A 15,925-nucleotide genomic window follows, 5' to 3' on the forward strand; every position below is an offset into this window, starting at 1 on the left:
TGCGGACCGGGAGAGCACTCGCTCGAGGGCTCTCCCACCGTACTTTCAAAAGATACCGGAGACCCAGGAGCCATGAAATTTCGTAAGTCAACGTTGCTGCCTTCCCTCGTACTGCTTGCCGGCGCCGCCTGCACACTGGCCGTCGCCGCCGCGCCCGATCCGGCGCCCTACAAAGTGACCGACGGCTACAAGGTAGATCCTGAAACCATGAAGGGTTTCCGCACCTGGCGCTCCGCGGCCTGCGACCGCTGCCACGGCCCCAATCAGGAAGGCATGGTCGGCCCCTCGCTGATCAACAGCCTGAAGACGATGAAGAAGGAAGACTTCATCAAGACCGTTCGCGACGGACGGCTCGACAAGGGCATGCAGAGCTTCGGCAACAACCCCGCCGTGATGGAAAACATCAATCAGCTCTACGCTTATCTCAAGGGCCGCTCCGACGGCGCGATCACGCGCGCACGCGTGGAAGAAAACAAATGACCGCGCGGCCGCGTGCTGGCTGGCCCATGTCCTTTGGCGCTCGCCTGCGGGCGGGCCTCCTGGGCGCGGCATGCTGCTGCGCGCTGCTTCCCGTCATGGCCCAGGAGACGCCAGCGCGCAAGGAGTTTCGCGTCTGCCAGGACCCCAACAACATGCCCTTCTCTAACGTCAAGGGAGAAGGCATCGAGAACCGCATCGCCGAGCTGTTCGGCAAGACGCTCGGCCTTCCGGTCGTCTACTACTCGTTTCCGCAGCGGTTGGCTTTCTTTCGCAACACGCTGCGCTTCAAGCTGCCGGGGCAGGACTATCCCTGCGACATCGTGATGGGCGTGCCCGTCGGCCTCGACGAAGTCTCGGTCACCAAGCCCTACTACCGCTCGACCTACGCCCTGGTCTTTCCCAAGGGCAAGGGCATGGACAACGTGGCTTCGGCGGAAGATTTCCTGAAGCTCGATCCGGCCAAGCTCAAGTCGCTGCGCATCGGCATCTACGACCGCTCGCCGGCTTCGCAGTGGCTCAACAAGCACGGTCTGCTCGAACAGGGCATTCCCTACAAGCTCATGAGCGCCGACCCCGCGCAGTACCCGGGCGAGATCGTCGAAAAGGACCTGGCCGAAGGCAAGCTCGATGCCGTCGTGGTCTGGGGGCCGATCGCCGGCTTCTTTGCCCGGCGCGTCAAGAACCCCGCGCTCGTCGTGGTGCCGCTCAAGTCCGAAAAAGGCTTGCGGCTGGACTATCAGATGGCCATGGGCGTGCGCTACGGCGAACGCGAATGGAAGCAGCAGATCGAAGGGCTGATCGAATCCAAGGCGCCCGAGATCCAGGCCATCCTGAAGGAGTACGGCGTTCCGCTGGTCGATGCATCGTTCGGAGTGCCCAACAACTGACCAGGTCTTTCATGCGCCTCGCCATTGCCTTTCCGCTTCGTCTTTCGCTCTGCGCCCTGCTCTGTGCTCCCCTGGCCTCGCATGCCGAGGCCGACAAGCGCGACTTCTCGGCCGCAGAGCGCCTGTTGTTCATGACGCCGCAGTTGCAGGGCCTGCAGGCGCCCATGCTGCTGCGCTATACCTTCGGCAAGGCCGGCAGCTTCGAAGAAGCCTTTTCCGACAACGTCACCGTGGCGCTGATCGCCAAGGCCGACGGCAGCTGCTGCGACGCCAAGGGCGCGTTCCTGAGCGGCGCGCGCAAACTCGCGGTGCCCGAGGTCCCGGCGGCCGAAGGCAACCCCGTCATCCTCTATTTTCTGGAGCATGACGTGCGCGAGATGAAGCGACTCACGCGCGGCTCCGAATACCACTTCCGCAAGCGCATCCGCATGGCGATCTACCAGGATGCCGAGGTGCGCGACGTGTCGCTGCGCTACCAGGGCCGCACGGTCAAGGGCAAGGAGATCGCGTTCAGCCCTTTCCTTGACGACCCGAACCGGCCGAAGTACGAAAAGTTCGCGGGCAAGACCTATCGCTTCACGCTGTCCGACGCGGTGCCGGGCGGCGTCTACGGCATTCGCACCTCCATACCGGGCGAGAGCGCCACGGCCCAGCCCCTCCTGGTCGAGGAACTGCTCATCGACGGAGCCAAGGCGCCGGCGCGCTAGTGCCGCCATTTCCTGAACCCAACGCGAACGCCATGAGAAAAACAATCCGCCTTCTGTGTCTTCTTGGCCTGCCAATAGCCGTGCATGGCGCGCCGCAGCACGCGAACGACTTTCCCACCATCGACCGCGTGCTGTACGTGCAGGAATGCATCGCCGCGCATCCGGACGCGGGCCGCTTCGAGATGACGAGCAAATGCTCCTGCGCCGTCGACGCCATCGCCAAGGAGATCAGGTATTCAGAGTATGTAGACCTGAGCACCGCGGCCAAGGCCACCACCATCGGCGGCGAGCGCGGCGGCTACATCCGAGACTCGGAAAAGCTGCAGGCCGACATCAAGCGCTACAAGGCGCTGCAGGCCAAGGTGAACAATGGCTGCTTCATCGGCCCTGCCACCGCGCGCTGACCCAACCCCCGGCAAGTGACCATGACGGGTACCGCAACACCTGTGCGCACCTGGGTTGCCGCGGTTCTGCTCTGCTGCACGTCGGCCTGGGCTGCGCCATTCGCCTACATCACCAACCAGGGCAGCCACGACGTTTCGGTGATCGATGTTGCGTCGCAGCAGGTGGTGGCCACCGTGCCAGTGGGGCGGTCGCCCGCGGGCGTGGTGGCGTCCAGTCGCGCCGGCCGTGTGTTTGTATCCAACCCCGACAGCAAGACGATCTCCATCATCGACATGCGCAGGCAGAAGGTCGTGAACACGTTGCCAGCCGGCGATGGGCCGGTCGGCATCGACATCTCGGGCGACGGAAAGCACTTGTACGTGGCCGACTGGTACAGCAGCCGGCTGCTGGTGTTCGACGCACAGGCCGCCAATGCCGCCAAGCCCCTGGCCTCGATTGCGGTCGGCCGCGCGCCGGCCGGCGTGGCTGCGCATCCTGACGGCACCATCGTATTCGTGGCCGAGCGCGACGACGACAGCGTGGCCGTGGTCGATGCCCGTGCGCGGCGGGTGCTGGCGCGCGTACGGGTCGGCAGCCATCCGTTTGCACTGTTCTATGACGCGCCGCGCTCCCGGCTCTATGCACTCAACGTGCAGAGCAACGACGTCTCGGTGGTCGACATGCGCAACATCCGACAGCCAGCGGTCATTGGTACCGTGAAGGTCGGCAAGGCGCCCTACGGCGCCGCGCTGGCCCAGGGCGGCGCGCTGCTCTACGTGACCAACCAGCACGAAGACACCGTCAGCGTGATCGATGCGGCTTCGCTCAAAGTGCTGCGCACCCTCCCCGGCTTCGCATATCCAGAAGGCATTGCCGCGCACGGCGATCGCGTGTACGTCGTGAATTGGATGGACGACAACGTGCAGGTGCTCGACGCCGCGAGCGGCCAGAAGCTCAAGACCATTGCCACGGGACAGAACAGCCGCGGGTTCGGCGCCTTCATCGGTGCGCCGATGGACCATTGATTTTTTTCGACCGACCTTTTTCATTCTTCATCACGGACGTTTCCATGCCGACACTTCCTTCCCGCCGACGGACTCTCACTGCCCTTCTCGCATCCGTCCTGCTTGCCGCATCCGCCCCTGCCCTGGCCCACGGGCCTACACGCCAGAAGGTGAGCGAGAAGGTCACCATCGAAGCGCCTGCCGATGCCGTGTGGGCCAAGATCAAGAATTTCAACGCGCTGAAAGACTGGCATCCCGCAGTGTCCGAAAGCCCGTCCGACAAGGGCAACGCCGAAGGCTCGGTGCGAACCCTCAAGCTCAAGGGCGGCGGCACGCTGGTCGAAACGCTCGAAAGCTACGACGAGGCGCAGAAGAAGTACAGCTACCGCGCGAAGGACGGCGGCGCGCTGCCGGTCACCAACTACACCTCCACCCTCACCGTGGTGGCGGACGGCGGCAAGTCCGTTGTCGAGTGGCGCGGCGCCTTCTATCGCGCCTTTCCGAACAACAACCCGCCGCCGGACCAGAACGACGAAGCCGCGCTCAAGGCCGTGACCGACTTCTACCGCGGCGGGCTTGCCAATCTGAAGAAGATGATGGAATCGAAGTAGCCCGCGGCATCGCGCAACAAGAGGCAACACCATGGGCAACGAAGAACAACTCGAAGACTGGCGCCGCCTCGCATTGCGCGTCGAAAGCGAGGTCGCGAAGGCGATCATCGGGCAGACGGAGACGATCCGGCTCATCAACGTGGCGCTGTTCGCGCGCGGCCACGTGCTGCTCGAAGGCGACGTGGGGGTCGGCAAGACGACGGTGCTGCGCGCCTTCTCGCGCGCCATCGGAGGTGACTTCGAGCGGGTCGAAGGTACGGTCGACCTGATGCCGGGCGATCTGGTCTATCACACCTACGTCGACGCGCAAGGCCGGCCACGCATCGACCCGGGTCCCCTGCTTCGCCACGGCGAGCGCCTGGTCACCTTCTTCTTCAACGAGATCAATCGGGCCCGCCCGCAGGTGCAATCGCTGCTGCTGCGTGCCATGGCCGAGCGCACGGTCTCGGCCTTCGACCGCGAATACAGCTTTCCGCACATGACGGTGTTTGCCGACCGCAACAAGGTTGAGCGCGAAGAAACTTTCGAGCTGGCCTCGGCGGCGCGCGACCGCTTCATGTTCGAGCTGAGCATGCCCAAGCCGAGCGACCGCGGCATTCGCCAGTCGCTGGTGTTCGACACCGCCTACCACGACACCGAGAGCCTGATCGACAAGGTGGCGCCGGCCATCCTGCCCTGGGACCGGCTCAACGCCATCGGCGCACAGGTGCAGCGCAGCGTGCGTGCCAGCGAGACCATCGAACGCTATGTGCTCGACGTGTGGGAAGCCACCGAGGCGCCGCAGAAGTTCGGCATCCGGCTCGACAACGTGGACATGGACCGCCTGATCCTTGCCGGCGCCAGCCCGCGCGGCATGAGTGCGCTGCTGCGCGCGGCGCGCACGGTCGCCTGGCTCGAGGGGCGCTCGCACCTGGAGCCGGCCGATCTTGCGGCGGTGCTGCCCTCGGTGCTCGGACATCGCGTGTTCTTCACGCCGGTGTACGAGTTGCGCCGGGCGGAGCTGTCGGAAGCGCTGGTTGCCCAGATCATGGACAAGATCGCAGCGCCTTGACGCCATCGAACTGGCCATGGACCGCGTCGACGAATTCCACTACCAGCTGCCGCGCCGCTTCGGCGGCTGGCGTCCGGGTGCGCAGCGCGGGCTGAGCCAGGGCAGCGGACAGGAATTTGCCGCGCACCGGCGCTTGTTCGACCATCCCGATCCGCGCCGCATCGACCTGCGCGCCAGCGTGCGCGACGGCCGCGGCGACTGGCTGGTGCGCATCCACCGGCTGCGCGTGGCCATACCCGTGCACGTGGTGGTGGACGTGTCGGCGTCGATGCATTTCGGCGCCGAGCGGCGCAAGCTCGACGTGGTGGCCGACCTCGTCGAGGCGCTGGGCTACAGCGCATTTCGTGCCGGCGATACGGTCGGCCTGCTGGCCTTCGACCACCGCGAGCGTGAAGACCTCTTTGTGCCCGCGCGCCACAGCCGCGGCAACGGCAGCCTGATGGCGCGCATGCTGCGCGACTGCCGTGCAACGCCCGGTGCGCCGCCCACGGGCGACAGCGCTTTGGCGGGCCTGCGCCGCGCCTCTGAACGCTTGGTGGGCCGCGGCGGGCTGGTATTCCTTGCCTCCGACTTCCACTGGCCGACTGCCGCGCTCGGCGAACTGCTCGAACAGTTTTCGCCCGCCTGCGTGGTTCCGCTGGTGGTCTGGGACCCGGCCGAAACCGAACCGCCGGATGCGCGCGCCCTGGTCGCCCTGAGCGACGCCGAAACCGGTGTGCGGCGCAGCCTCTGGATGCGCGAATCTCTGCGCACGCGGTGGCGCGATGCAGTCGCAAAGCGGCGAAGCGAACTCACCGCACTCTTCAATGCGCACGGCATGCCACCTTTTCACCTTCATGGCCGTTTCGATGCCGAGGCGCTCACGCGCTACTTCATGGAGACGACGGCATGAAGCGGCTCCATGCCGCGCTACTGGTGCTTGCGACGACGGCGGGCGCGGCATGTGCGGCCACAGTCCAGCAGCCACGCGCCTTCGGCCACGTGATCGGCGACGTGCTCACGCAGCGCGTGCTGCTCGAAGAGGCCGGCCAGTCGTTGCAGCCGGGCGCATTGCCCAGCACGGCGCGCATCGATCTCTGGCTGGAACGCAGGCAGTCGCGCATCGAGACCGACGCGGAGGGCCAGCGCTGGCTCGCCATCAACTACCAGGTCATCAACGCGCCGCGCGCGCTGACCGCCATCTCGCTGCCGGCGCTCAGCATCGCGACCACCTCGGGCCCGCCGCTCGCGCTGCCTGCCTGGCCGATCAGCATCGGGCCGCTGACCCCGCTCGACGTGCTCGCTGAAGGCGATCTGCAGGCGTTGCGCCCGGACCGTCCGGTTGCGGCGCTTCCGACCCATGCGGTCCAGCAACAGCTGAAGCTCTCGCTTCTTGCGCTCCTGGCCGTGTTCGCGGCCTGGCTCGGTTGGTGGGCGTGGCGCAACCAGCGTGAAGCGCAGCAGCTTCCGTTCGCCAATGCCTGGCGCGAGCTGAAGCGGCTCGGCGATTCCTCGAGCCCCGAGGCATGGCGCGTGGTGCATCGCGCGTTGAACAAGAGCGCCGGCCGCGTCGTGCACGGTGCGAGCCTGCCACAGCTGCTGGCCGAGGCGCCTTACCTCCGACCGCTGCAGCCGCGCCTGGAAGACTTCTACCGCGAGTCGACACGCCGCTTCTTCTTTGCCGAGAGCGCTGCTGCCGCATCGGCCCAGCCGCACGCCGCCTATCCGCTCAAGCCGCTGTGCCGCGCCCTCTGCAATGCGGAAAAGCGCCACAAGCACTGACGGCGGCCCCGAACAATGCGCTTCGACCTTGCCCAGCCCTGGATGCTCATGCTGCTGCCGCTTGCGCTGCTGCCGCTGCTGCGCAGGCGCAGCGACACGCTCGGCTTTTCGTACCTGGCCTGGCTGCCGGCCGACCGGGTTGGACGCCTTGTCGGTTTCATGTGGCGCGCGTTTGCGGCCGGCGCCATGGCGTTTACGGTGTTCGGTCTTGCGGGACCGGGGCAATCGGGCGCCGTGGTCGAGCGGCCCGGCCGCGGCGCGGAGGTGCTCATCCTCATGGACCGCAGCAGCAGCATGGACGCGACCGTGCACACCAACGGCTTGCAGACCGCGGGCCGGATGTCGCAGGAACCCAAGGCCAAGGTCGTGCGCGATCTGCTGAGCGAATTCGTCGCCAAGCGGCCCGACAACCGTTTTGCCTTCATGACCTTCAGCACGGTACCGATCGTCGCCGTGCCTTTCACGCAGAAGACCGACACGGTGCAGGCCGCGCTCGCCGCCACCGCCATCGGCCGCGGCCTGCCCGAGACCCGCATGGGCGCCGCGCTGCTGGCCGCCATCGAGGAATTCGAAGGCCGCAGCTATTCGGGGAGCCGCGTGATCCTGATCGTCTCGGACGGCGGTGCCCAGCTCGACGAAGCGACGCGCGAGCGCGTTCACGCCGGCTTGGCGCGCGAGAAGATCGGCCTGTACTGGATCTACGTGCGCAGCGGTCCGAACTCGCCCAACCTCAACACCGAGACGGTCTCGGCCTACGGTCTCGGCGAGGAACTTGCGCTGCACCAGTTCTTCAAGACGCTCGCCACGCCCTACCGGCTCTATCAGGTGGACGATTCCAACGCGATGGCGGCGGCCATGGCAGAGATCGACAGGCAGCAGAATTTTCCGCTGACCATTCATGAGCGGGTGCCGCGGCGCGACCACGGTGCCGCGTTCTATTTGGCGGCCATGCTGTGCTGCGCGGGTCTGCTCGCCTGCCGCGCGGTGCAACTGCAAAGCTGGCGGAAAAACGCATGAAACGACGCACGGTTCACCTGGTCTTTGGCGTCATGAGCCTGTGCTGCGCCGGCATCGCGCTGGAGCGTGGGCTAAGCCTGCAGCGCACGGAAGGACTGAATGCCGAAATCGCGCACATCGCCGCCGCGGCGGTCGCCAAGGATGCATCGCCCGCGCCCGTTTCGGCGCCGCGCGAGCTGCAACTGGCGCAGGCGCTGGCGCTGTCTAAAGCCGGCGCGCACGATGCGGCGCTCAAGGGATACGCAGCGCTGATCCAGGCCGGCGAACGCGACCCTATCGCGCAGCAGGCGCTGTTCAACCTGGGCAACATGTACCTGCGCCAGGGCATGGCGCAAGAGGCCGGCGCGCTACCCCTGTTCGAACTGGGCAAGCAGCGGCTGCGCGACCTGCTTCGCGCGTCGCCGCAGGACTGGGATGCGCGCTACAACCTCGAGCGCGCGCTGCGGCTGGCCCCCGAAGATCACGAGGCCTTCTCCGCCGAGCAGCAGCCCGCGCACGAGCAGCGCCGGGTCCGGGTTCCGGGCTTCGTTGCGGGAGACCTGCCGTGACGCCATCGTCTCCGGCGCGGCGATGGCTCTCCGCCGCAAGACGCTTCGGCGGCAGCACGGGCAACGGGCCGCTGCTGCTGGCCGTACTGCTGTTGGCGCTCGCTGTCTGGCCGCCGCGCGTACAGCTGCAGCGCCCGGTGTTCAACTGGCAAGTGAGCTTCGACATTACGCAGAGCATGAACGTCGAGGACGTCGAACTGAACCATGCGGCGGTCAGCCGGCTCACGCTCGCGCGCGCGGCCATGCGCGACGTGCTGGGCGCACTGCCCTGCGGCTCCAAGGTGGGCTGGAGCGTGTTTGCGGACTACCGCTCGGTAGTGATCCTCACGCCCGTGGAGGTCTGCAGCCACTATGAAGAGCTGCTGGCCTCGCTGGAGCGCATCGACGGCCGCATGCGCTGGGCCAACGCCAGCAACGTCAGCAAGGGCGTGACCTGGGCGGTGCGCGGAGCACGCAGCATCGGGCCGGACACGAGCTTTGTCTTCATCAGCGACGGGCAGGAATCGCCGCCGCTGCGCATCAACGAGACCCCGCCAATGACCGACATCAAGCCCGGCGACGTGAAGGGCTGGCTGATCGGCGTGGGCGGCGACGTGCCGGTGCCCATTCCCAAGACCGGCAGCAACGGCGAGCCCGCAGGCTACTGGCGTGCCGACGAGGTGGTGCAAGGCTCGGCCATGGGCGGCACCCTGAACCACGAGCATCTTTCCGAACTGCGGCAAGACCACCTGCGGTCGCTGGCCGAGCTGATGGGTGTGAACTACCGGCGCCTGAACAAGCCGGATGCGCTGATGACCGCCATGCTCGATCGCCGTTATGCAGAGCTCGTGCCGACGGACACTGACCTGCGGTGGATCCCCGCACTGCTGGCGCTGCTGCTGCTGGTGTGGCGGTTCGCGCCGGATTTCGGCTGGCTGCGGGAGCGGCGGCCGAGCAAGCTGGAGAAGAAGGCGACGGACCGCGCTCAGCCGCGCGGACTCACGCGTCCGGCGTAACGAGCGCGGCCGAGAGCCGGCGCGAGTTGGCCGGATCTCGAAACACCAGCGGATGCTCCACCGGCGCCGAGGGGTCTCTTGCAGCGGCACGCTCCACCGCCTCCACCACGCGGTGGTGGTCCGGGCTCTTCGCGCACACAGGGTCAGCGGCGGCCGCATCCTGCGCCAAAAGGTACGCCTGGCAGCGGCAGCCGCCCAGGTCCTGCTCGCGCTGGTCGCAGCTTGCGCAGGGCTCCTTCATCCAGCCGGTACCACGGTAGCGGTTGAAGCCTTCCGAGTCGAGCCAGATCTCGCGCAGGCTGTGCGCCTTCACGTTCGGAAACTCGAGGCCGGGCAGCATCTTGGCGGTGTGGCAAGGCAGCGCGGTGCCGTCGGGCGCCACGGTAAGGAACATGCTGCCCCAGCCGTTGACGCATTTCTTGGCCTTGCCCTCGTGGTAGTCGGGTGCCACGAAGAAGATGCGCATGCGCTCGCCCAGGCGCTTGCGCCAAGCGTCGGTCACCTCTTCAGCGTGGCGCAGCTGCTCGTGCGTGGGCAGCAGCTGGTCGCGGTTGACGAAGGCCCACGAGTAATACTGCGTGTTGGCCAGCTCGAGGTACTCGGCGCCCATCTCGTGCGCCATCTCGATGATGCGGTCGATATGGTCGATGTTCATGCGGTGGATCACCACGTTCAGCACCATCGGCCAGCCCTGGTCCTTGATGATCTTCGCGACCCTGTTCTTCAGCTCGAAGGTCTTGGTGTGCGAGAGAAAGTCGTTCATCTCGCGCGTGGAGTCCTGGAACGACAGCTGCACGTGGTCCAGGCCCGCGGCCTTGAGCGCGGCGGCGCGCTTCGCCGTGAGGCCGACGCCGGAGGTCAGCAGGTTGGTGTAGTAGCCCAGGCGTGCGGCCTCGGCGATGATGACTTCAAGATCGTCGCGCAAGAGCGGCTCGCCGCCCGAGAGGCCGCACTGCACCGCGCCGAGCTCGCGGCCCTCGCGCAGCACGCGCAGCCAATCGTCTGTGCTGAGCTCGTCCTCCTGCCGGGCGAAGTCGACCGGGTTGAAGCAGAACACGCAATGCAGCGGGCAACGGTAAGTCAGCTCGGCCAAGAGCCAGAGCGGCGGTCCGGGGCGCGGAGGCGAGGTGGTCATGGGGCGTCCCAACGCAGCCAGTTCTGCTGCGCCGCCATTTCGACGAAGCCACGCACCTCGGGTTCGAGCCCGGTGGTGTCGAAGGCTTGTTCCAGGTCGGCCACGATCTGCGCCACGCTGCGTTCGCCGTCGCAGCGCTTCATGATCTCGCCCGCACTGCCGTTGAGCCGCACCATGCCCTCGGGATAAAGCAGCACATGGCATTCCTGCGCCGGCTCCCATTGCAGGCGAAAGCCGGGGCCGACGCGAGGTTTGCTCTCGGCGGTCAGCATGGTCTTGCTCGCTGTCATGCGCCGCCCACGCCGTAGCGCGTGGCCATCGCATCGTTCATGGCCCAAAGGATGTCGAGCTTGAACTGCAGCACCTCCAGAGCGCGCTCCTGCAGCGCGCGGGTGTCGAAGTGGTCGAGCGTGATGGCCAGGCCCTGCTCCACGTCGCGCCTGGCCTGGCTCACGCGGTTGCGAAAGTAGGTCAGACCGCCCGGCTCGATCCAGCCGTAGTGCTCCGGCCAAGTGGCCAGGCGCTGCTTGTGAATCTCGGGCGCGAAGAGTTCCGTGAGCGATGAGCACACCGCCTCCTGCCACGGCGCACGGCGCGCAAAGTTCACGTAGGCATCGACCGCGAAACGCATGGCCGGCACCACGTGGCGCAAGTCGAGCACTTCCTCGCGCGCAAGGCCCACGGCCTCGGCGAGGCGCAACCACGCTTCGATGCCGCCTTCGTCCTTGATCCCGCCCAGCTCGAAGCCGTCATGGTCAAGGATGCGCTGCACCCAGCCGCGTCGCACCGCAGGGTCGGGGCAGTTCGAGATCACCGCGCCGTCTTTGATGGGGATCGCGATCTGGTAATAGAAGCGGTTTGCCACCCAGCCGCGGATCTGTTCGGGCGTGGCCCGGCCGCCGTTGAGCATGACGTTGAACGGATGATGGATGTGATAGCTGCGGCCGCGCTCGCGCAGCTTGGCTTCGAATTCTTCACGGCTCCATGCTGGCGCGGATTTGTCGCTGCCCGCGGCCGTGCGAAATGGGTCCTGGATTCTGTCGGCGTGCATGGTGTCGCGCTGGAGCGCTTTCAATCAGAGTTGAATGGTCATTCCGTCTTCGCACGGTTCGATGCCTGCGCGCCTGAGCGCCGCGTGCTCTTCGGAATCTTCGTCGAGGATCGGGTTGGTGTTGTTGATATGGATCAGCATGCGCCGCTCGGTGGTCGGCGGCAAGCGGGACAACCACTCGATCATTCCGCCCTCGCCTGACTGCGGCAGGTGGCCGATCTCCCGAGCATGCTTGCCGCTCACGCCGAGGCGGACCATCTCGTCGTCGGTCCAGAAGGTGCCGTCGACCATGACCGCATCGGCATTGGCCATGGCGTCGAACACGGGCGGCGTGATGGCGCCCAGGCCCGGCGCATAGAACAGGCTCTTGCCACTCTTGCGGTCGAAGATGGTCACGCCGATGTTGTCGCCCTCCACCTGCTGTTCGCGGTGCGGAGAATACGGCGCGGCCTTGCCCGTCAGCGCCATCGCGCGAAAGCTCAGGTCGGGCACACCGGGCACTTCGAACGCGCCGCCGTCGAGCGAGATGGGGTGGCGCGCCACGCCGCAATAGTGCGAAAGCACGCGCAGCACGGGATTACCCTGACTCAGGTCTTCAGCGACCGGGTCGGTGCACCACAGCGGGAGCGGCGTGCCGCGCTCGCGCAGCATGAAGAGGCCGGTGGCATGGTCGATCTGTCCATCAATCAGAACCACGCCGGCAATGGCGGTGTCGCGCATCTTGCGGGCCGGCTGCAGCACCGGGCTGCTGCGGATCTGCTCCAGGATGTCGGGCGAGGCGTTGAACAGCACGCCGTCGGTGCTGTCGTCGGGCCGCACAAATATGGAGGACTGGGTGCGCGGCTGGGCGCGCACAGTGCCCGCTCGCACACCGGCGCAATTGGGGCAGTTGCAGTTCCACTGCGGAAAGCCGCCGCCCGCGGCGGAGCCCAATACGGTGATGCGCATCGAGGGGAATAAAAAAGAAGAAAGAGGTTCGAAACAACCCGCCCCGCGATTGACGGGACGGGTTGTGACGAGGCGCGCAATTCAGCGTGCGCTGACGTACATCGTGATCTCGAAGCCGAAGCGAAGATCAGTTGCCGTCGGGGTTTCCCATTTCATGTAGTGTCTCCTGCAGAGTTGCACAGCGCCACGTGGCGGCTGCGGGAACTTCGTGTGCTCCAGGACGCATATTGAACCCATGACCCCCCGCGACCTAGCCGTGAAATCATGAATGGCACTTCATGATTTTCATGAATAGCGGCCGTGGGGTCACCGCGTACCATGGCCCCCGTGCTTCCTACCGGCCTGTACCCCGAATCTCCGCCCTGGCGAACCCATGCATTGGCCGTGTCGCACGGCCACGTGCTGCATGTAGAAGAAAGTGGTGATCCGGCGGGCATTTGCGCGGTGGTGCTGCATGGCGGGCCCGGATCGGGCAGCTCGCCGCTGCTGCGCCGCTTCTTCGATCCGGCGCGCTATCGCGTGATCGCCTTCGACCAGCGCGGCGCCGGCCGGAGCCGACCGCGTGGTGCGACGGCGCACAACAGCACGGCCGATCTTCTGGACGATATGCGCCACGTGCGCGAACAGCTCGAAGTGCCGCACTGGCTCGTGGCCGGCGGCTCATGGGGCGCGACGCTGGCACTCGCCTACGCGGCGTTCGAACCGCGCGCCGTGGCGGCCCTGCTGCTGCGCGCGGTGTTCCTGCCGCGGGCCGAAGACATCGAGGCTTTCTTCCAGGACACGGATGGCCGCGCGCCGAGCGCATGGGCGCGCTTCGCGTCCGTGGCGCCGGCCGAAGAGCGCCACGACATGCTGGGCTTCCTGGCTCGCGGGCTGCTGAATGCATCGTCCGGCGATCTGCCGCGGCGCCTTGCCGTGGCCTGGTGGCGCTGGGAACAGACACTGGCGCGCGGCACAGCCCTACGAAACGAAGAGCCCACGCCCAGCGAGCCCGATGGCGCCATGCTCGACGCGCTGGTTGACCGCTACCGCGTGCAAAGCCACTATCTTCAACACCGCTGCTGGCTCGACGCGCCGCCGCTGCTCGACCGCCTCGGCGCGCTACCGCAGGTGCCGACCCTGCTTCTGCATTCGCGCGACGACGGCATCTGCCGCCCCGAAGGTGCACAGGCCGTGCACGGCCGCATCGCGCACAGCCAACTGCGTTGGGTCGTCGGCGCAGGACACGACCCCTCGCATCCGGCCATGGCCTCCGCGATGGTCGCTGCGCTCGACAGCTATGCGCGGCACGGCCACTTCGCAGGCGGACTTGCGCCATGACGCTGCGCCTGAAGATCAACCTCATCGTCAGCCTGCTGACCCTGCTGTTCGTCACGGCCATGCTCGCGCTGCAGCTGCGCGCCATGCGCGAATCGGTGCACGAGGAAGTCGTGGCGGCCAACCGCGTGGCCGCGCAGCTGCTGAATCGCACCGCATGGCTCTATGCGGCCCAGGGCACGCCGGCGATGCTGTCGTTTTTGCAGGGCGTGGGGCGCGTGCGTTCCAACGACATCACGCTGCTCGACAACGACGACCAGGTCTTGTACAGCTCGCCAACCTCGGTCTACAAGGCCGGCCGCGATGCGCCCGACTGGTTCGCCGGGCTGGTCTCGCCGCCGCCCTCTAAGTTGTCCATCGCCTTTCCTGGCGGCAAACTGGTGGTGCACTCCAACGCCTCGCGCGCCGTACTCGATGCCTGGGACGATTTCGTATTGCTGATGCTCAGTGCGCTCGGCTTGCTGGCGGTCGTCAATGCGGGCGTGTTCTGGCTCGTGGGCCGCGCGACGCGCCCGTTCGCCGACATCGTCGATGCACTCAACCAGCTCGAGAGCGGGCGCTTCGACGTGGCACTGCGCACCCTGCCCGGCACCGAGGCCGCGGCCATCGGCGCCGCGTTCAACCGCATGGTCGGCATGCTGCAGCAGCACATCGAGACCGAGCGGCGCGCGGTGCGGGCCGAAAGCCGCCTTTCCGAAAGCCGCGAGCTGGGCCGCTGGGTCGACCAGAAGATCGAGCAGGAACGCCGCCTCATCGCACGCGAGCTGCACGACGAGTTGGGCCAATCGGTCACCGCGATGCGCAGCATGGCGTTGTCGATCGCGCAGCGCGTGCAGGCGCTCGATCCGCAGGCGGAGCAGGCGGCGCGGCTGATCGCCGAGGAATCGGCGCGCCTGTACACCGCCATGCACGGCATGATCCCGCGCCTGACGCCGCTGGTTCTCGACAAGTTCGGGCTGGTGGCTGCGCTCGAAGACCTGGTCGAGCGCACGCGTAACAGCCACGGCGGCGTGGAGCTCGAATGGCGCCTCGGCATCGAACTCGATCGCCTCCGGCTGGACACCGACACGGCGCTGGTCTTGTACCGCGCTGCGCAGGAAGGCATCACCAACGCGCTGCGGCACGGCGAGGCGCACCGCATTGTGCTGGCGCTGGAGGGCGACGAACACGCGGTGAATCTCATGCTCACCGACGACGGCCGCGGGCTTCCCGGCCCTGAAGCCGCAAGGGAAACCAGCGTCGGGCACTATGGCCTGCGTTGGCTCGCCGAGCGCATCGACAGCCTCGGCGGCGAATTGCGCCTTGAACCCGCCGTACCCAGCGGCGCCCGATTGACGGTGCGCCTGCCCTTGCCGGCGGCCGCCACGGAGAACTCATGAACAACCAAGCGGATCAGACGATTCGAGTGATGCTGGTCGATGACCATGCGCTGGTGCGCATGGGTTTTCGCATGCTGCTGGCCGACGCGAAGATCGAGGTGGCAGCCGAAGCCGACACCGGCGAGCAGGCCTGCCAGGACTATCCGCAAGTGCGCCCCGACCTGGTGGTGATGGACCTCTCGATGCCCGGCATGGGCGGCCTGGAGGCGCTTCGTCGCCTGCTGGCCCACGACCCAAAGGCGCGCGTGCTGGCGTTGTCCGCTCACGAGGACACGATCCATCCGCGCCGGGTGCTGCGCGCCGGCGCGCTGGGCTACCTGGCCAAGCGAAGTGCCCCCGAGGCGCTGATCGCCGCCGTGAGGGCCGTGGCGCGCGGCGAGCGCTACATCGACGCGACCACCGCGCAAGCCCTGGCCACGGCACAGATCGAAGGCGAGGCCAATCCGGCCGACCTGCTCAGCGAGCGCGAGTTCTCTGTCTTCATCCAGCTCGCGCGCGGCATGACGGTGGCGCAGATTGCGAGCACGCTGAATTTGTCGCTCAGCACGGTGGGCTCGCACCTGTACCGCGTGAAGCAGAAGCTGGGCGCGGTCAACCAGGCCGAGCTGACATGGGTGGCGCTGCGCTGGGGGTTGATCCAGGTTTAGGGC

Annotated in this window: 20 protein-coding genes; 15 read left to right on the forward strand and 5 right to left on the reverse strand. The window is 66.9% G+C overall.

Annotated features, from left to right (window positions below):
• Window positions 1–72 precede the first annotated feature (72 nt).
• Genes J2X92_RS06125 through J2X92_RS06180 form a run of 12 tightly spaced genes read left to right on the forward strand, consistent with a single transcriptional unit; the run spans window position 73 to window position 9,445 of the window.
• Entirely contained in the window at window positions 73–480 is a 408-nt protein-coding gene (locus J2X92_RS06125; RefSeq protein ID WP_307574243.1) for a c-type cytochrome, read from the forward strand.
• Window positions 477–1,367 carry a substrate-binding domain-containing protein gene (locus J2X92_RS06130; protein ID WP_307574245.1) on the forward strand — a complete coding sequence of 297 codons (891 nt, stop codon included), beginning with the start codon at window positions 477–479 and terminating at the stop codon, window positions 1,365–1,367. The genes J2X92_RS06125 and J2X92_RS06130 overlap by 4 nt, the downstream gene beginning before the upstream one ends.
• 11 nt (window positions 1,368–1,378) lie before the next feature.
• Entirely contained in the window at window positions 1,379–2,074 is a 696-nt protein-coding gene (locus tag J2X92_RS06135) for a hypothetical protein (protein WP_093011269.1), read from the forward strand.
• Between the two features lie 32 nt (window positions 2,075–2,106).
• The gene (locus J2X92_RS06140) at window positions 2,107–2,478 is read left to right on the forward strand and encodes a hypothetical protein (RefSeq protein ID WP_307574246.1); all 372 of its coding nucleotides are present in this window, start codon (window positions 2,107–2,109) and stop codon (window positions 2,476–2,478) included.
• Between the two features lie 21 nt (window positions 2,479–2,499).
• A complete protein-coding gene (locus J2X92_RS06145; protein WP_307574247.1) occupies window positions 2,500–3,483 on the forward strand; it encodes a YncE family protein in 984 nt (327 codons plus the stop codon).
• A 44-nt stretch (window positions 3,484–3,527) separates the two neighbouring features.
• On the forward strand, window positions 3,528–4,073 hold the full coding sequence (locus tag J2X92_RS06150; protein WP_307574248.1) for an SRPBCC family protein: 546 nt from the start codon (window positions 3,528–3,530) through the stop codon (window positions 4,071–4,073).
• A 31-nt stretch (window positions 4,074–4,104) separates the two neighbouring features.
• On the forward strand, window positions 4,105–5,124 hold the full coding sequence (locus tag J2X92_RS06155; RefSeq protein ID WP_307574249.1) for an AAA family ATPase: 1,020 nt from the start codon (window positions 4,105–4,107) through the stop codon (window positions 5,122–5,124).
• A gap of 16 nt (window positions 5,125–5,140) precedes the next feature.
• Window positions 5,141–6,016, forward strand: coding sequence for a DUF58 domain-containing protein (locus J2X92_RS06160; RefSeq protein ID WP_307574250.1), 876 nt, complete (start codon window positions 5,141–5,143; stop codon window positions 6,014–6,016).
• Window positions 6,013–6,885 carry a calcium incorporation protein MxaA gene (locus J2X92_RS06165; protein WP_307574251.1) on the forward strand — a complete coding sequence of 291 codons (873 nt, stop codon included), beginning with the start codon at window positions 6,013–6,015 and terminating at the stop codon, window positions 6,883–6,885. The genes J2X92_RS06160 and J2X92_RS06165 overlap by 4 nt, the downstream gene beginning before the upstream one ends.
• Window positions 6,886–6,900: 15 nt before the next feature.
• The gene (locus J2X92_RS06170; RefSeq protein WP_307574252.1) at window positions 6,901–7,902 is read left to right on the forward strand and encodes a vWA domain-containing protein; all 1,002 of its coding nucleotides are present in this window, start codon (window positions 6,901–6,903) and stop codon (window positions 7,900–7,902) included.
• Complete coding sequence (locus J2X92_RS06175) at window positions 7,899–8,450, forward strand: MxaK protein (protein WP_307574253.1); 552 nt, start codon at window positions 7,899–7,901, stop codon at window positions 8,448–8,450. Before J2X92_RS06170 ends, J2X92_RS06175 begins: the two co-directional genes overlap by 4 nt.
• The gene (locus tag J2X92_RS06180) at window positions 8,447–9,445 is read left to right on the forward strand and encodes a vWA domain-containing protein (protein ID WP_307574254.1); all 999 of its coding nucleotides are present in this window, start codon (window positions 8,447–8,449) and stop codon (window positions 9,443–9,445) included. Before J2X92_RS06175 ends, J2X92_RS06180 begins: the two co-directional genes overlap by 4 nt.
• On the opposite strand, the gene pqqE is transcribed toward J2X92_RS06180, so the two are convergent.
• The 5 genes from pqqE to pqqA all read right to left on the reverse strand — a co-directional run bounded on the left by pqqE (window position 9,429) and on the right by pqqA (window position 12,735).
• Window positions 9,429–10,580 carry a pyrroloquinoline quinone biosynthesis protein PqqE gene (gene pqqE, locus J2X92_RS06185; RefSeq protein ID WP_307574256.1) on the reverse strand — a complete coding sequence of 384 codons (1,152 nt, stop codon included), beginning with the start codon at window positions 10,578–10,580 and terminating at the stop codon, window positions 9,429–9,431. The two genes, J2X92_RS06180 and pqqE, sit on opposite strands and share 17 nt — an antisense overlap.
• Entirely contained in the window at window positions 10,577–10,870 is a 294-nt protein-coding gene (gene pqqD / locus J2X92_RS06190; RefSeq protein ID WP_307574258.1) for a pyrroloquinoline quinone biosynthesis peptide chaperone PqqD, read from the reverse strand. Before pqqD ends, pqqE begins: the two co-directional genes overlap by 4 nt.
• Window positions 10,867–11,631 (reverse strand): pyrroloquinoline-quinone synthase PqqC, encoded by a 765-nt coding sequence (gene pqqC / locus J2X92_RS06195; RefSeq protein WP_307574259.1) that lies wholly within the window; start codon window positions 11,629–11,631, stop codon window positions 10,867–10,869. Before pqqC ends, pqqD begins: the two co-directional genes overlap by 4 nt.
• A 24-nt stretch (window positions 11,632–11,655) precedes the next feature.
• Window positions 11,656–12,579, reverse strand: coding sequence for a pyrroloquinoline quinone biosynthesis protein PqqB (gene pqqB / locus J2X92_RS06200; protein WP_307574260.1), 924 nt, complete (start codon window positions 12,577–12,579; stop codon window positions 11,656–11,658).
• An 81-nt stretch (window positions 12,580–12,660) separates the two neighbouring features.
• Window positions 12,661–12,735, reverse strand: a complete 75-nt coding sequence (pqqA, locus tag J2X92_RS06205; protein ID WP_010100094.1) for a pyrroloquinoline quinone precursor peptide PqqA — start codon at window positions 12,733–12,735, stop codon at window positions 12,661–12,663.
• Window positions 12,736–12,897: 162 nt separating this feature from the next.
• On the opposite strand from pqqA, the gene J2X92_RS06210 reads away from it, so the two are divergent.
• Genes J2X92_RS06210 through J2X92_RS06220 form a run of 3 tightly spaced genes read left to right on the forward strand, consistent with a single transcriptional unit; the run spans window position 12,898 to window position 15,922 of the window.
• Entirely contained in the window at window positions 12,898–13,899 is a 1,002-nt protein-coding gene (locus J2X92_RS06210; protein ID WP_307574261.1) for an alpha/beta fold hydrolase, read from the forward strand.
• Window positions 13,896–15,275 (forward strand): histidine kinase, encoded by a 1,380-nt coding sequence (locus J2X92_RS06215; protein WP_307574262.1) that lies wholly within the window; start codon window positions 13,896–13,898, stop codon window positions 15,273–15,275. Before J2X92_RS06210 ends, J2X92_RS06215 begins: the two co-directional genes overlap by 4 nt.
• Entirely contained in the window at window positions 15,272–15,922 is a 651-nt protein-coding gene (locus J2X92_RS06220; RefSeq protein WP_093011307.1) for a response regulator, read from the forward strand. Before J2X92_RS06215 ends, J2X92_RS06220 begins: the two co-directional genes overlap by 4 nt.
• Window positions 15,923–15,925: the final 3 nt, after the last annotated feature.

The organism is Variovorax paradoxus (assembly GCF_030811855.1).
Classification (GTDB): Bacteria; Pseudomonadota; Gammaproteobacteria; order Burkholderiales; family Burkholderiaceae_C; genus Variovorax; species Variovorax paradoxus_L.

Bases quoted from the DNA above. Each gene is read 5' to 3' on its own strand.
- J2X92_RS06125 (WP_307574243.1), top strand. From the start codon at position 73: ATGAAATTTCGTAAGTCAACGTTGCTGCCTTCCCTCGTACTGCTTGCC.
- J2X92_RS06130 (WP_307574245.1), top strand. From the start codon at position 477: ATGACCGCGCGGCCGCGTGCTGGCTGGCCCATGTCCTTTGGCGCTCGC.
- J2X92_RS06135 (WP_093011269.1), top strand. From the start codon at position 1,379: ATGCGCCTCGCCATTGCCTTTCCGCTTCGTCTTTCGCTCTGCGCCCTG.
- J2X92_RS06140 (WP_307574246.1), top strand. From the start codon at position 2,107: ATGAGAAAAACAATCCGCCTTCTGTGTCTTCTTGGCCTGCCAATAGCC.
- J2X92_RS06145 (WP_307574247.1), top strand. From the start codon at position 2,500: ATGACGGGTACCGCAACACCTGTGCGCACCTGGGTTGCCGCGGTTCTG.
- J2X92_RS06150 (WP_307574248.1), top strand. From the start codon at position 3,528: ATGCCGACACTTCCTTCCCGCCGACGGACTCTCACTGCCCTTCTCGCA.
- J2X92_RS06155 (WP_307574249.1), top strand. From the start codon at position 4,105: ATGGGCAACGAAGAACAACTCGAAGACTGGCGCCGCCTCGCATTGCGC.
- J2X92_RS06160 (WP_307574250.1), top strand. From the start codon at position 5,141: ATGGACCGCGTCGACGAATTCCACTACCAGCTGCCGCGCCGCTTCGGC.
- J2X92_RS06165 (WP_307574251.1), top strand. From the start codon at position 6,013: ATGAAGCGGCTCCATGCCGCGCTACTGGTGCTTGCGACGACGGCGGGC.
- J2X92_RS06170 (WP_307574252.1), top strand. From the start codon at position 6,901: ATGCGCTTCGACCTTGCCCAGCCCTGGATGCTCATGCTGCTGCCGCTT.
- J2X92_RS06175 (WP_307574253.1), top strand. From the start codon at position 7,899: ATGAAACGACGCACGGTTCACCTGGTCTTTGGCGTCATGAGCCTGTGC.
- pqqE (WP_307574256.1), bottom strand. From the start codon at position 10,580: ATGACCACCTCGCCTCCGCGCCCCGGACCGCCGCTCTGGCTCTTGGCC.
- pqqD (WP_307574258.1), bottom strand. From the start codon at position 10,870: ATGACAGCGAGCAAGACCATGCTGACCGCCGAGAGCAAACCTCGCGTC.
- pqqC (WP_307574259.1), bottom strand. From the start codon at position 11,631: ATGCACGCCGACAGAATCCAGGACCCATTTCGCACGGCCGCGGGCAGC.
- pqqB (WP_307574260.1), bottom strand. From the start codon at position 12,579: ATGCGCATCACCGTATTGGGCTCCGCCGCGGGCGGCGGCTTTCCGCAG.
- J2X92_RS06210 (WP_307574261.1), top strand. From the start codon at position 12,898: ATGGCCCCCGTGCTTCCTACCGGCCTGTACCCCGAATCTCCGCCCTGG.
- J2X92_RS06215 (WP_307574262.1), top strand. From the start codon at position 13,896: ATGACGCTGCGCCTGAAGATCAACCTCATCGTCAGCCTGCTGACCCTG.
- J2X92_RS06220 (WP_093011307.1), top strand. From the start codon at position 15,272: ATGAACAACCAAGCGGATCAGACGATTCGAGTGATGCTGGTCGATGAC.